This window comes from Stygiolobus sp. CP850M (assembly GCF_037389425.1).
Taxonomy (GTDB): Archaea; Thermoproteota; Thermoprotei_A; order Sulfolobales; family Sulfolobaceae; genus Stygiolobus.
The window spans coordinates 14863-27518 of the sequence record NZ_JBBHKR010000043.1 but is presented as its reverse complement, the minus strand read 5'-3'; the positions used below and the strand labels follow the sequence as shown (position 1 = coordinate 27518).

Annotated in this window: 13 protein-coding genes; 6 read left to right on the top strand and 7 right to left on the bottom strand. The window is 38.8% G+C overall.

Annotated features, from left to right (window positions below; all coding sequences use genetic code 11):
• Window positions 1-113: 113 nt before the first annotated feature.
• Window positions 114-881 carry a cytochrome C oxidase assembly protein gene (locus tag WIW89_RS03805; protein ID WP_337719816.1) on the bottom strand — a complete coding sequence of 256 codons (768 nt, stop codon included), beginning with the start codon at window positions 879-881 and terminating at the stop codon, window positions 114-116.
• Between the two features lie 106 nt (window positions 882-987).
• On the bottom strand, window positions 988-1383 hold the full coding sequence (locus WIW89_RS03800; RefSeq protein ID WP_337700154.1) for a CBS domain-containing protein: 396 nt from the start codon (window positions 1381-1383) through the stop codon (window positions 988-990).
• Between the two features lie 204 nt (window positions 1384-1587).
• Here WIW89_RS03800 and htpX point away from each other — a divergent pair, with 204 nt between their 5' ends.
• Window positions 1588-2556, top strand: a complete 969-nt coding sequence (gene htpX / locus WIW89_RS03795) for a zinc metalloprotease HtpX (RefSeq protein ID WP_337719815.1) — start codon at window positions 1588-1590, stop codon at window positions 2554-2556.
• 26 nt (window positions 2557-2582) lie between these two features.
• On the opposite strand, the gene WIW89_RS03790 is transcribed toward htpX, so the two are convergent.
• Window positions 2583-3701 carry a GMP synthase (glutamine-hydrolyzing) gene (locus tag WIW89_RS03790; RefSeq protein WP_337719824.1) on the bottom strand — a complete coding sequence of 373 codons (1119 nt, stop codon included), beginning with the start codon at window positions 3699-3701 and terminating at the stop codon, window positions 2583-2585.
• A gap of 48 nt (window positions 3702-3749) precedes the next feature.
• A complete protein-coding gene (locus WIW89_RS03785; protein WP_337719814.1) occupies window positions 3750-5135 on the bottom strand; it encodes a cobyric acid synthase in 1386 nt (461 codons plus the stop codon).
• Between the two features lie 18 nt (window positions 5136-5153).
• Between WIW89_RS03785 and WIW89_RS03780 the strand changes: the two genes are divergently transcribed.
• Together WIW89_RS03780 and WIW89_RS03775 are read left to right on the top strand one after the other, a co-directional pair.
• Window positions 5154-5903 carry an adenosylcobinamide-GDP ribazoletransferase gene (locus tag WIW89_RS03780; protein WP_337719813.1) on the top strand — a complete coding sequence of 250 codons (750 nt, stop codon included), beginning with the start codon at window positions 5154-5156 and terminating at the stop codon, window positions 5901-5903.
• A complete protein-coding gene (locus WIW89_RS03775; protein ID WP_337719812.1) occupies window positions 5858-6775 on the top strand; it encodes a cobalamin biosynthesis protein in 918 nt (305 codons plus the stop codon). Before WIW89_RS03780 ends, WIW89_RS03775 begins: the two co-directional genes overlap by 46 nt.
• Here WIW89_RS03775 and WIW89_RS03770 read toward each other — a convergent pair.
• Window positions 6698-7717 (bottom strand): zinc-dependent dehydrogenase, encoded by a 1020-nt coding sequence (locus WIW89_RS03770; protein ID WP_337719811.1) that lies wholly within the window; start codon window positions 7715-7717, stop codon window positions 6698-6700. The two genes, WIW89_RS03775 and WIW89_RS03770, sit on opposite strands and share 78 nt — an antisense overlap.
• A gap of 157 nt (window positions 7718-7874) precedes the next feature.
• On the opposite strand from WIW89_RS03770, the gene WIW89_RS03765 reads away from it, so the two are divergent.
• The gene (locus WIW89_RS03765; protein ID WP_337719810.1) at window positions 7875-8357 is read left to right on the top strand and encodes a M48 family metallopeptidase; all 483 of its coding nucleotides are present in this window, start codon (window positions 7875-7877) and stop codon (window positions 8355-8357) included.
• On the opposite strand, the gene WIW89_RS03760 is transcribed toward WIW89_RS03765, so the two are convergent.
• The gene (locus tag WIW89_RS03760) at window positions 8354-10591 is read right to left on the bottom strand and encodes a DEAD/DEAH box helicase (RefSeq protein WP_337719809.1); all 2238 of its coding nucleotides are present in this window, start codon (window positions 10589-10591) and stop codon (window positions 8354-8356) included. The genes WIW89_RS03765 and WIW89_RS03760 overlap by 4 nt on opposite strands.
• Before the next feature lie 44 nt (window positions 10592-10635).
• On the opposite strand from WIW89_RS03760, the gene queC reads away from it, so the two are divergent.
• Window positions 10636-12027 carry a 7-cyano-7-deazaguanine synthase QueC gene (gene queC / locus WIW89_RS03755; RefSeq protein ID WP_337719808.1) on the top strand — a complete coding sequence of 464 codons (1392 nt, stop codon included), beginning with the start codon at window positions 10636-10638 and terminating at the stop codon, window positions 12025-12027.
• Here the strand turns inward: queC and WIW89_RS03750 are convergent.
• Window positions 12024-12383, bottom strand: a complete 360-nt coding sequence (locus WIW89_RS03750) for a hypothetical protein (RefSeq protein ID WP_337700170.1) — start codon at window positions 12381-12383, stop codon at window positions 12024-12026. The genes queC and WIW89_RS03750 overlap by 4 nt on opposite strands.
• Window positions 12384-12453: 70 nt before the next feature.
• On the opposite strand from WIW89_RS03750, the gene sul7s reads away from it, so the two are divergent.
• Entirely contained in the window at window positions 12454-12642 is a 189-nt protein-coding gene (sul7s, locus tag WIW89_RS03745; protein WP_337700172.1) for a winged-helix single-stranded DNA-binding protein Sul7s, read from the top strand.
• Window positions 12643-12656 lie beyond the last annotated feature (14 nt).

Here is a 12656-nt window from a genome sequence, read left to right as displayed (position 1 = left end):
TCGGAATCGATGAAGAAGTGCACCTCGACTGATCGATCTTGTATCTAATTTTTTTAATTCTTGCTTAAAAACAATAAGAATGGGAAAAACTATATATCTCGTTATGTAAAAGTTCATGTGAAAAGTAATGCAACTACTACAGCCAGTGAGAATAGCTGGTGAAGCCCTATTAAAATTCCAGGTTTTTCAGGGTTCTTATTTATAGCCTTATAGGTTAATATTCCTATAATGGCTTCAGCAACTCCAAATACTAAAGCTATCCACATCTGGAGGTAAATCAGGGCTACGAAGAATATTAATGCGGCAATACCGTGTATAGCCCAAGCCCACTGAAGTTTATTCTTAGGCCTTCTGACATCTCCGATACTTAATCTCATTCTTCTAGTGCCGGTGACTACTCCTCCCATGAATATGACGAAATATAGAAAGTGAGGTGGTATTATAGCATCTTCTAGGAAGCTTATGAATTGTGAAGCTGGAAATTGGGTAGCTAATAAGAGATAACTTACAAACGTCGTGTAAGCTGCTATGTCATGGAGTCCTTGAAATATAGACGGTAATTTTCCAGCAAGCACATACAAGGTTGCCATGCCTAGAAGTGCCGTAAATATGACGCTGACGAAGCCTATTAGAGTTATCATGTTAAAATCTAGGACCAATAATGTGAGGGAGATCAAACCTACTAATGTTGCTGAAATCCTGTGTATAGCTTCAGGATCTCCTTTTATTGCTACTGACATAATATCTCTGGTGTAAGGCCAATTAGTACCTAAGGACAGACCGTAACCATATCCCTCTACTATTCCGCCCAGTATTATTGTAGTAGCTGCCAAGCCCGAGCCTATATAAGCTAATGTCGGAAAGGTAAAAGCGGGTATCATAGGTAAAAATTTCACATTTAGTTTAAAAAACCTTGCACTGTTAATTAAAACGTCAAGACATTTTCATTATTAGATTTTTGATAAAATGTTAAATATAAGAGAAAAATTATTCAAGATTTTCAAACATATCATCTACAGCTCTAGCTATATCACGTATGGAAATTATACCGGTAAGCTCGCCCTTGTCGTTTACTACCGGTAAATGTCTTATGTTAAATTGTCTCATTAATGCTAATGCTCCAGTAACTGGTGAATCTTCCTTAATTGTTATCAGGGAAGCGGTCATGAACTCCTCAGCTTTTGTGTCTAGCTTTTTTCCTTTACCTATTGCCCTTACAATATCACGTTCAGTAATAATGCCTACTGGTTTACCGTTTTCGACCACGATGACAGATCCTATATTCTTTTCAGTCATTATCTTTGCGATTTCATAAAGAATAGTGTTCTTATCAACTGTGATAACTGAACTTTTCATATATTCTCTTACAATTTCCTCTGCCATAATAATCTCTATCTCTATAGAGATTAATAAAGCTTCTCAGCTTAACTCTCAGTTAAATGTCTTTAATGATAAATTTAAATGATTATAAGTTTAGATAAGAACTATGATATTCTATAGAAAATTTTCGCACTTTATTTTCATAATATCCGTAAGGGATCTCATTTTTGCATAAGGTTTTTAAAAGATTAGACGGATAATAAACGTATGATAAAAGAGTTAACAAAGTTTAGATTAGGGATGATAACTGCAGTAATTGGTACAGTAGTATTAGGTTTTCTACTACTTCTTGGGATTTTAGGCTATTTCTTAGGATTTGGAGAATTTCCTTACATAATGACTGGAGCACTATCAGTTCTTACAGCCATCACATTATTACAGTGGCTTTTTAGCCCCCTTCTCATAAAATCACTCTACAAATTACACGAGGTTACTCCATCAGACCCTAATTATAATTGGCTATATAATATAGTACAAGAGGTTTCTATCTACAATAGGATATCCATTCCTAAAGTTTACATTGCAGATGTTCCTTTTCCGAATGCATTTGCGTTCAGCAGTCCGCTTTACGGTAAGAACGTTGCGGTGACTTTGCCGTTACTTAAAATATTAACTCCTGAAGAAATTAAGGCTGTAGTGGGGCATGAACTTGGTCATCTTAAGCATAGGGACACTGAGCTCTTACTTGCCGTAGGTCTGATACCAACGCTACTTTACTGGCTCGGTTACTCTCTGTGGTGGAGCGGAATTTTAGGAGGAGGAAATGGGAGGAATAATAATGGAGGTTCTCTATTCCTAATAGGTATTGTAATGATCGCTCTGAGTTACCTTTTCAATTTTCTAGTCCTTTTCCTAAATAGGATGAGGGAATCTTATGCGGATGTGAACGCAGCTTTAACAATTCCTCAAGGAGCTAGGAACCTTCAAACAGCATTGGCTAAAATCGTATTATATACTGACCCAAGAGTATTAGAAAAGGCTAAGAAAACAGCAGGAGGCAGTGTAGGTAAGATGCTATTCTTCTCCTCTTTGGAAAGGCCTGAGATAAGCTCATCAGACGTAGAGGAACTGGTACAGCTATGGAAGATGCAGAAAGTAAGTAGACTTAGTGATATATTCAGTGACCATCCTCATCCTGCAAAAAGAATTAAAATGCTGGACAAATTCATAAGCTAAAATAAAAGTTTTTTATCAAAAAGGTATTATTCAAATTCTATTGTAGCAGGAGGCTTAGTAGTTATGTCATAAACCACTTCTTTTATATTCTTGCTAAGTGAAGAGATTTCAGATGCTATCTTCTCGAGGAGCTCCCAGTCAATTTTTGCAAATTCTGCAGTCATAAAATCTTGTGTTAAAACCGCCCTTATGCCTATAGTGTACTTCCCCTCAGGATAACCCTCACCTACTTTTACTGTAACGTGAGTTATATCGTATGAGGTAATTTTTTCCATAACCCTTCTCAATTTTTCATAATCCTTATTATTACACTCAACTTTGGCTATTCTACCATAAGCCCTTACATCTCCCTTTACTCCGGTAGCTTTACTGGTGTAGGTATATACGTCGCAACCAACTCCTTTAGACATTTCAGGTTCGTAACTCGAAGTCGATTCAAAAATAACTGCAAAATATTGAGAGTAATCCATGCTATCTAAGTACTTCTCTACTACCTTTGTTGCTTTCCTCACTAATTCTAGCTTTTCTCTCGTAACTTTCCCTACTACTCTCACTAACAAACCTGGACCTGGGAACGGTTGTCTGTTATAAATTTCCTTAGGTAACCCTAAATACCTAGCTAGGTCTCTCACTTCATTTTTATACAAGTCGGCTAAAGGTTCAACTATTTTAAATCCCCACATTCTTTCAGTGTCTATACCCAATTGAACTAGGACGTTGTGTTGCGTTTTTATTCCTCCTTGGGTTTCCACCCAGTCGGCTGCAATGGTACCTTGGATTAAGTATTTAGCATTGTACTTCTTAACAAGTTCTGATAATGTATTATAGAAAAGTTGTCTAAATTTTTTCCTCTTCTCCTCAGCGTCTGACATTCCTTCTAGTTCAGATATGAAGTTTTCGCTCACATCAACTACCTGTAAAGGCATAAGGTTTTCCACCATCAACTTTACCTTTTCCGCTTCTTTCTCTCTTAGGAATCCGGTATCTATCATTACGGGAATAACCTTATCGCCAAGAATTCTATAGGCCAATGCAGCTGCAGTGGTACTGTCGACTCCGCCACTTACAGCAGCTATAGTTTTTCCATCTACTATTTGTTCTAATTGTGGTTTTACTTCCTCAATGAACTTGACAGGATCAAACAGCATTTATATAAATGAGTAAAATACTTCCTATTAAAACCTACTATTTATTTACTTGCCTAAGTAAATATCCCTTATTTCGTCAAAATGTAAGTATTTTTTCATGACAATAGTCAATTTTTCGACCTCGTCTTTTACTGCGTCTTCGAAACTTTTCGTGTTAATTTTTACGCCGAATTTTTCCCTAAGGAGCTTTTTACCCCCCTCTGAGAACATCGACCCGTGTATGCTGTAACCTAAGTAATTATCTTTTTCAGCTCCGTCCGGTATATTTACCTCCTTCAAACCCCTTTTAGTTATAATAAACAAGGGTTTTCCATAGTCCAAATACTTGATTCTGCCCCTTCTTATTTCGTAACCGTTTACCGACAAGTCGGTTTCTGATAAAGATACGATCTTATCCCTCTCATAAATCGTTTCCACATCAAGTAGTCCGAGCCCATTTACCTCTCCTTCGCTAATCTCCACGTTATATGGGTCTTTCAGCTTCCTTCCCATGATCTGAAATCCACCGCAAATTCCAAGGACTTGTTTTTTCTTGAGGACTTCGACGAAGCCTTTATCCACTAGATACTTTAAGCTTTCTAACGTGTTTTTACTCCCCGGTAAAATTACTAAATCACTTTTAGCAATTTCAGATGGTCTTTTAATGAACCTAACTGTCGCGTTTGAGTCCTTAAGTGCGTAGAATTCGTTGAAATTACTCATATAGGGATAAGATACTATCACAACATCGAGTTCTCCTTCACCTAAATTTCGGACGTTCATAGAATCCTCAGGCATTATAAGGGGCTCATCAAATAACGGGAGGTAGCCCAAATACCTCATTCCAGTTTTTTCTTCCAACCACTTTATAGCAGGTTCGAGGTATTTTTCTTCCCCTCTGAACTTGTTTATAATGAACCCCTTAACCTTTTTTCTTACTTCTTGAGGTAAAGTCAGATAAGCCCCTAATGCTGAGGTAAAAGCTCCTCCTCTATCTATATCTAAGGTTAATATAATTGGGATCTGTAGTTCTTTCGAAAGTTTTACAGCAGTTATGTCCTTTTCGACAAAGTTTGGTTCGATGCCCCCTGCGGATTCAATTACCATCTCATCCCTAACTAACTCCTTCACTTGAATCCAAGCTTTAGGTAGAAAATGTTCGTAATAATAGGACGCGGAGAAGCTACCCAAAGGTTGGCCCATAAAAACTATTTCTATTCCTCTCCCGTCCGGTTTCAGGAGGATGGGGTTCATATATCGTTTGGGACTTAATCCAGAGCCTATAGCTTGGTAAGCTTGAATAAATGCTATTTCCCCGTAGTCTAATGTAGGATAACTGTTCAATGACATATTTTGGGCTTTAAAAGGGATAGCGGAAAACAGTCTTACTAGACCTGCGGTTATAGTAGATTTTCCCGAGTCACTCATCGTAGAAGCAATTATAATAGCCATACTTATCAGATAATCAGGATGAAGGTATTTAAGGCGATTCTGGCTCAACTTTCCTTTTTCACAATTATCCCTTCTATTTCAGCTCCCTTGGAAGAGATCGCGGGGTTTTCATTTACCGCACCACTAATTGTAGGGGCATTCACTGGTATTCTGGACTTTATATTTCTCTACATTTCCCATTTCTTTTTGGGAAATACGGCGTTCCTTCTCCTGATACCCTTTGTAGAGATAATAAGGGGTTTTCATCATCTTGACGGGCTCTTGGATTACGGCGATGCTCTAATGGTTAAAGACTACCAAAAGAAACTCAAGGTGTTACATGACGTTCAAACTGGATCCGGAGCAATAGGTCTTCTTTTAGTTTATGTGACAATCTTTGTAGTAGCCACATTAAACCTAAAACTTTCTGTTTTTACCCTTTTATCAGCAGAAGTCCTAAGTAGAGCGTCTGCTATATCCATTTTAGCGTTATTACCACCAATTGAAGGCAGCTTTTTAGCTAAGGTCTTTTACGATAAGTTAAACGGTAAATGGTGGAAGTTTATACTCATTCAATTAGAGGCTTTACTCTTTTCCTCTTTACCTCTACTCCTTGCTTATTTATTATTGACAGTCTTCTTCTTCGTTCTGTGTAAGAGGACACTGAAAGGGTCTTCTGGTGATTACGTGGGTTTCGTTATAACTTTATCTTTTCCCATTTACTTATTAGTTGCGGAGAAGATTTGTTGCCAATTCTCTATCTTGCAATTGCTCTTGATCTTGCACTAGGTGAACCGCCCCTTTGGCTTCATCCCGTAGTATGGAGTGGAAAAATTTCTGAAAGATTAATCGTTCCTTATAAAGGTAAAGCTTACGGAATTTTACTTTGGTTCGTATCAGTAATGCCAATACTTGTTATGCTTTCCTTGGTTTTTTTAATTCCAATACCGAGTGTAAAGTTAATTTTGGCTATAATCTTCTTAAAGACTACTTTTTCTATTAAAATGCTCTACACACTTGTCAAAAAGTCAGCTCCAGTCAACGAGGAGTCCAGAAAATATACACAGCAGTTAGTAAGAAGAAATGTATACGAGCTCGATGACGGACACGTTATTTCAGCCGCGATAGAGTCCCTATTTGAAAGCCTTGTAGATGGAATAACTTCTCCCCTATTCTGGTTTCTTTTTCTGGGATTCCCGGGTGCATTGTTACAGCGACTTTCTAATACTATGGATTCTATGGTTGGATATAAAACGCCTGAACTGATTAAACAAGGTTGGTTCTCAGCTAAGGTCGATACATTGCTCAACTACATACCTGCCAGACTTACGTCTCTATTCATGGTTATCTCGGCGTATCTCATGGGGATCAAAGTCAATGGAGTTTTTAAGGAAATCAGAAGAAGTGAAATAGAGAGTATTAATGCCAAATATCCAATAACAGCAGCCGCAATAATCCTGGGCGTAAAACTAGAGAAACCCGGACATTATACAGTGGGAAAGGGTAACTTGCCTACTGAGAACGATCTAAAAAGGGCTCTTAAATTGTTCAAGTTGACTTTGTCTCTTTATCTCTTGATTATCTCAATCGTATATTATTATCTTTACGGCCTCGCCCTCTTTAGCTATCCTTACGGCCTCGTTGAACTGATCAAGTGGTAATCTATGAGTGATCAGTTTCGTCACATCAACTTTCTTTTGGGCTATTAACTCTAACGCTTTCTTCGTATCCTCTTCTACTGCTGCGTTACTTGATATTATTGAGATCTCGCTGTTTAACAATTCACTTATATCGTAATTCAGAACCGTCCCCTTATAAGGAACACCGAAGAGTAGTACGTATCCCCCTTTTCTTACGGCAAAGAGACCGGTAAGTATGGCCTGAGGTGCTCCAGAGGCTATTATAGCGATGTCAGCACCTCTTCCGTCAGTCAACTTCTTGACTTCAGAGACCACATCACCTTTCCTAGAATTTAGTGAATAATCTGCCCCCACTTTACTTGCATACTCGACTCTATAATCGCTTATGTCAGAAGCTATCACTGTTCCTGCCCCTTGTGCCTTAGCCATCATTACGTGAAGTAATCCCATGGGTCCCGCTCCTATCACCAGTACGCTATCTCCCTTGTTAATCCTTACTCTGTTCTGAGCCCTTACCACTGTAGCTAACGGCTCTATAAACGCCCCTTCATCAAAGCTCACATTATCTGGTAAGACTAATATTCCCCCCCTTACTACGTTCCATGCAGGGACTCTGAAGAACTCTGCAAATCCACCGGGATCGAGGTTTGTCTTTCTGTAATAGGGGCACATGGTGGGGCTTCCGTGCGTGCAATAGTAACATTCATAACAAGGGACGTGGTGATGTGCAAAAACCCTCTGTCCCTTACGTAAAAAATCTACGGAAGATTCCTCTATTATTCCTGAAGGTTCGTGTCCCAAAATGGGCTGGGAAGCGGTGTATTGCCCGCATATTTTTTCCACGTCTGTCCCGCAAAGACCGCAAGCTTTCATCTCTACTATGACGTCTCCCTTCTCCTTTATCGTAGGTTTCGGTAGTTCTTTTATTACAGCTTTTCCGTTTTCGAGGACTACAGCCTTCATTAATGATGCTATCGTAAAAGAGATATTAAACCCATCGTTTAGATTTAGTCAAGTTGCAACATAATTCTGAAATTTTCATATATGTAAAAATATTAATAGTAATACCGCGGATCAAAGGTTAAAAATGATTATTTTCGCTTTACTCCCTCTGTTATTATTGTCAGAGAGATTACCGTTACTGGGTTCCAAGTACGTATTTACTGTTAGTGGAATTAAGGTGTATGTAAAAAACTCCGACCTGATAAACGCGTTTATCTTAGGTAAAGATAAGCTAGTAATAACGTCTAAAATTCTAGAAATAGCTCCAAATGAGATAAGAGCGGTACTAGCGCATGAACTCGCACACATGGAGTTGAGGCATTACTTAATAAATAGGGTTTTGTTAGTAGTAACAGTCACAGGAGGGACTATACTAGGCATTTTAAACCAATTTCCCCTTCTCGTGATTTTCCTAATGAGTAGTTTATTAATACAAAGGTATGTACAAAGGAAATTAGAACTACAAGCTGACAAGTTGGCAAGTAAAGTTGTGGGAGTTAACGAGATGAGGAGTCTTCTCCTAAGATACGGAGATAAGTCTTCTAATATATTTTCTACTCATCCATCCGTTGTTGCAAGGGTTTCTAACTTGTCTAGTTAGGCAATAGGTTTTCCGAATAATTCGTCGTTTTTCTCCTCTAAGCTTTCTTCAGTTATCGTCTTTATTAACCTAAAGGACTTCCTCCTCGATAAAACCTTATTGTTGTTTCCGCAAAACGGGCTGTAAATGCATTTAGGACAACCGTCCTCGCAATCGCAACTACCCGTAATATCTTTAGCCACTGAGTACGCCTCTTCTAGCCTTTCGAATAGTAGCTTAGCTACACCACTTCCTCCAACTACAGAGTCGTAAATGACTACGTGACCACTAGGGTAACTTATTCCCGATAAGTCCGTCATACCAGCTCCAGCTACGACTTTAGCAGCTGATATCAGAACGTGCTCTGTTGCGTGGAATGCTTCCATGGCGTCAATTTCATTGAATTCTGGTAGGATAGGGTGTTTTATTAGTAGTCCTTTAGTCTCGTAAGTGAAAGTTATAGGTTCCTTATAATAGATCTCCTCTCTAGGTTTATCCTTCCTTCCCATTAGGTCGTAGATGGCGTAGCCCTCAACTATTTCCATGATCCTTACATTCCCGTACTTTACGGGTAAACCGTATACTTTCCGTTCCTCAAGAGTCTCGATGGACATTAGGTGAGAAGAATAGATAGGCTTAGTATAATAGTCTAAGTCATCTCTTACTCTTTTAACCACAGCCTTGAGCTTATCTAAATCAATTGACTCTACTACATAGTTATGCTTGGAAATTAAGTAGATCGCTCTTGGATAAAGGTCGAATAATGCGACCGGTAATTCTCTCTCTCCGATAGCTTTTCCGCTCTCGTCGTAGATTCTTATGATAGGTCCGGTAGTCCTTATACGTGAAGATCTCACGAAGGGAAGAAGCCTTTGGGTAGGTAAAATAACCTCTCCTTTAATTATCAATACACCCTCCCTTTCCAATAGTTTGAACGCTTTAAGCCAGTTAGACGGTATGGAGCTCACTGATAATTTACCCTTCTCGAGTAGATATGCTGCCGCGTGGACTTTCAGTACTTCGATATTTGTAGGGTCGAAAGTGAGTGGTATTAATTTTCTCTCGAAGAACTCTTTAGGTCTTCTCAAGTAATAGGAGTCTATCGGGTCATCACCAAGTAAGGTAAAAATGTAACCTATTCTGTTTCTTCTACCTGCCCTACCAGCTCTCTGCAAGTATTTTGTGTAACTGGGAGGATTTTGTGCCATAATAACAGCATCAAGGTCTCCTATATCTATTCCTAACTCCAACGTGGAAGTAGCTACAATTCCCTTAATTCTTCCCTTCTTGATTCCGTCCTCTACAGCTCTCCTTTCCTCCTTACTGATTCCAGCCCTGTGAACCATTATGTCAGCACCGAACCTAGACGCTATCTTTGCGACCAGCTCAGCCATTTGTTGGGAATCTGTAAAAACTAAAACCTTTAATCCTTCTTTTATTAGAAATGAAGCTAAGAATGCTGAGATCGTCCACCTGCTTGCTGAACCTATGTTAAGTAAAGCGTGGATCGCTACCCCCTTTCTCCTGAGGGTTCCCTTTACTATTTCCCCTTCTATCCCAAACAACTCAGAAAACAGATATGGAGAAGCGTCAATAGTCCCGCTAGAACTTACAATCTGAATATCGCCGAACTCTCTCAACCTATCGCTTATCATCCTTATATGTGCTCCTAATACCCCTTCGTAAGCATGTACCTCGTCGAATACGAGCAAGTCCGCACCTCTTACCAAGCTTCTAAACCTATAACTCAAGGAAAGTCCAATGTGTATCATGTCTGGGTTTGTAATTAGTATATCAGGAGGGTCTGTATACATCTTGTCCCTCTCTTTATCGGTAGTGTCTCCGTCGAATACCCCTACATTAATTCCCAAGTCTTTTGAAAACTTCATAATCCTATCTAGTTGGTCTCTCGCTAACGCCTTTGTAGGGTAGATAAAGACGCTTCGCTTACCGTTTAGTGCGAACTGTAACGCTGGGATAAGGAAAGATTCGGTTTTACCCGTTCCAGTCCCAGAAATAATTAAGATACTCTTTCCCTCTAGGATCTTTTTTATCGCTTCCTCTTGAAATTTGTAAAGTTTCTTTATTCCTTTTTTCTTCAGTTCTTCTATTAGTTGGGTGTCTAAGTAAGTTAATTGTTCTACTTCGCTTCCCAAGTCGGGCTCTAGAGCTGTTTCTGTATATACGTGTGCAATTTTTATGTTGAAGTAACTAAGCCTTTCCTCGACACGTGATAATAAATAGTCTTGTGACATTTTTCTCACTAACTTTATAAATACCTATAAGCTAAGTGCCTTTAATGTGTAGTGTATCAGGAGTACTTATACTTAAACATGAGAACTACAAGGAGATCGAAGCTAAGCTTATAGAGATTTTGAAGAAAGCTGAAGATAGAGGAAGGGATAGTTTCGGAGTTGCAGTAATTCAGATTGACGGTAAGACTAAGGTAGTAAAGTCAGTCGGAAGACCTTCGTTAAATGAGGAGAAGTTAAAAGGGGTTTTAGATGAAAACAGCAGAGTTGTCATAGCAAATAATAGGGCTGAACCCACAACCGAATATGTAAAGGATAAGAACTATAACGAGATTCAGCCATTTGAAGGAGAACGGTATATCGTTACTCATAACGGCATAATTGCTAATGACTCAGAACTCGAAAAGAAGTACAAAGTCAGGAAGCAAAGTAAGATAGATAGCAGTGTTATTCCTCCCATCTTGGATAAGGCATGGAACGGAGACCTTGAAGTCTTGAAAACGATTCTTCAAGATGTAAAGGGCAGCTTTGCTTTCATAATAGGTGACAAGTCAGATCCCAACACGATTTACGTCGCTCAAAACTTTAAACCTGTTTATATGATGTACGATAAAGAATTAGGGGCTATATTCTTTACCTCTTTAGACGAATATTTCAGTATTAGGCCCTTAGACAGTGTCTTTGTCAGGAAGCTAAATCCCTACTCGATTGTTAAAGTATCAAACAATATGGGAATAAAGGAAATCCCGTTGTTAGATGAGAAACCAAGGAAGAAGGCTTTAGTGATAGCTAGTGGAGGGCTTGACTCGACTGTTGCAGCTACCTATTTACTTAAGAATGGATATGAGGTGACTTTACTCCACTTCAATTACCACCACAAAGCCGAGGAAAAAGAGAAAGAGGCAGTGAAGAAGATCGCTGAATTTTTGCAAGTCCCTTACATGATGATAGACACGGATCTTTTCAAGATTGTTGGACACTCGACACTTCTTAAGGGTGGAGGAGAAATAGTGAAGGACAGAAGAGGTGAAGAAGGAGCAGAGTTCGCACACGAGTGGGTTCCCGCTAGAAACCTAGTATTCTTTTCCGTAGCATTGGCTATTGCTGAGGCACATGGATATGATGCAATAGCCTCGGGAATAAATCTCGAGGAAGCAGGAGCTTATCCTGATAACGAGATGGAATTCGTGAGACTTTTCGCTAAACTATCACCTTATGCTACTGGTCCTAACAAGAAAGTTGACGTGTTAATGCCCGTAGGGAATTTAGTAAAACATGAAATAGTTAAGTTAGGTGTAGAGATAGGTGCACCGTTACATTTAACGTGGAGTTGTTATGAGGGTGGCGAAAAACATTGCGGTAGATGTGGCCCATGTTACATGAGGAAAAAAGCGTTCGAAATTAACGGATTAAAAGACCCAGTAGAATATGAGGGTTAAGTGACGGGATTTTTTCTCTTTATAAGAAACATAGTTATGTAGGTTAGGGGAAACACGTAAAATGACAACACCATTAAGATGTCTAAAATAGACAAGTATAATGTTGTGCCAAACTCGTTCAGTGCTCTCAAATGAACTGGATCAGTAGAATTACCTAGAATTTGAATTATACTTAAGACAAATCCCAGAACATCCGAATATTTTATGCCCTTATAAATTAGGTAAGCGGCAATGGTAAGCAAAACTATGTCTATTATACTACCAACAGTGATTAAAAAAGGGACTTTATTGAGCAAGAGTATTGTACCTAAAATTATTGTTACGTCTGAAGCCAGTATAGGAAAATAGAGCTTCATAATTGTTTAACATCTATGCAAGCTCTGTTTTATGTGTATTTTTTAACTGTTGTTACTTCTTTAGCTTAGCATGAGTTCAGTGAAAGATGAAGTGGAGAGACTAATGAAAGAGAAGGGGTGGATAACCTTTAACGAGCTACTGAAGTTAGTGAACAGACCAGCACCAGAGGTAAACGATGCCCTAATACAGTTAATGAAGGAAAATAAAATAACCAGACATGGTAGGTACTTTCATTATGTTCAAAATTCTTTGAATTAATCGCACTTTCGTTA

Bases quoted from the DNA above. Each gene is read 5' to 3' on its own strand.
- WIW89_RS03805 (WP_337719816.1), bottom strand. From the start codon at position 881: ATGATACCCGCTTTTACCTTTCCGACATTAGCTTATATAGGCTCGGGC.
- WIW89_RS03800 (WP_337700154.1), bottom strand. From the start codon at position 1,383: ATGGCAGAGGAAATTGTAAGAGAATATATGAAAAGTTCAGTTATCACA.
- htpX (WP_337719815.1), top strand. From the start codon at position 1,588: ATGATAAAAGAGTTAACAAAGTTTAGATTAGGGATGATAACTGCAGTA.
- WIW89_RS03785 (WP_337719814.1), bottom strand. From the start codon at position 5,135: ATGGCTATTATAATTGCTTCTACGATGAGTGACTCGGGAAAATCTACT.
- WIW89_RS03780 (WP_337719813.1), top strand. From the start codon at position 5,154: ATGAAGGTATTTAAGGCGATTCTGGCTCAACTTTCCTTTTTCACAATT.
- WIW89_RS03770 (WP_337719811.1), bottom strand. From the start codon at position 7,717: ATGAAGGCTGTAGTCCTCGAAAACGGAAAAGCTGTAATAAAAGAACTA.
- WIW89_RS03760 (WP_337719809.1), bottom strand. From the start codon at position 10,591: ATGTCACAAGACTATTTATTATCACGTGTCGAGGAAAGGCTTAGTTAC.
- queC (WP_337719808.1), top strand. From the start codon at position 10,636: ATGTGTAGTGTATCAGGAGTACTTATACTTAAACATGAGAACTACAAG.
- WIW89_RS03750 (WP_337700170.1), bottom strand. From the start codon at position 12,383: ATGAAGCTCTATTTTCCTATACTGGCTTCAGACGTAACAATAATTTTA.
- sul7s (WP_337700172.1), top strand. From the start codon at position 12,454: ATGAGTTCAGTGAAAGATGAAGTGGAGAGACTAATGAAAGAGAAGGGG.